Annotated in this window: 1 pseudogene; it reads left to right on the top strand. The window is 59.5% G+C overall.

The annotated features are described in order from the left end of the window. Positions 1-805 (top strand): annotated as a pseudogene (locus N181_RS11660) (IS3 family transposase); the annotation flags it as partial.

Genomic DNA, 805 nt, shown 5'->3' with positions numbered 1-805 from the left:
ACCTGACGCTCGACAAGGCGATGCTGCAGGATGTCATCAAGCGAAAGCTCTAAGGCCTGCCCGTCGCCGACGGCTTGTCGATGAGGTTCGCAAGGACTGGAAAGTGTCGATCCGGCGTGCCTGCGCCACGCTGCTGATCGATACCTCGCTTTATCATTACAAGTCGAAGCGTGGCGAGCAGGCCGACCTGAAAGCCAGGATCAAGGAGATTGCCCAGACACGCGTCCGCTATGGCTATCGACGCGTGCACGTGCTGTTGCGTCGCGAAGGCTGGGAGGTCAATGCCAAACGAATCTACCGCCTTTACAAGGAGTTGGGTTTGCAGCTCAGGAACAAAACCCCAAAGCGACGGGTGCGGGCAAAGCTCAGGGAAGACCGCTCACAGGCCACTCATTCCAACCACGTCTGGGCGATGGATTTCGTTCATGACCAGTTGGCGACCGGCCGCAGGATCCGTATCCTGACGGTCGTCGACACCTTCTCGCGCTTCTCGCCCGTCGTCGATCCGCGCTTCAGCTACCGGGGCGAGGATGTCGTGGCCACACTGGACAGGGCATGCCGAACCATGGGCTATCCGAAGACGATCCGGGTCGACCAGGGCAGCGAGTTCATCTCCCGCGACCTCGATCTATGGGCCTATCAACGCGGCGTCGAGCTGGATTTCTCGCGACCAGGCAAGCCGACCGACAATGCCTTCATCGAGTCGTTCAACGGCGAATTCCGGGCGGAGTGCCTGAACACACACTGGTTCCTGAGCCTTGACGACGCCCGCTCAAAAATGGAGGAATGGCGTAAGGACTACAAT

It is taken from the genome of Sinorhizobium fredii USDA 205 (assembly GCF_001461695.1).
GTDB lineage: Bacteria > Pseudomonadota > Alphaproteobacteria > Rhizobiales > Rhizobiaceae > Sinorhizobium > Sinorhizobium fredii.
This window is presented reverse-complemented; position numbering and strand designations above follow the sequence as displayed.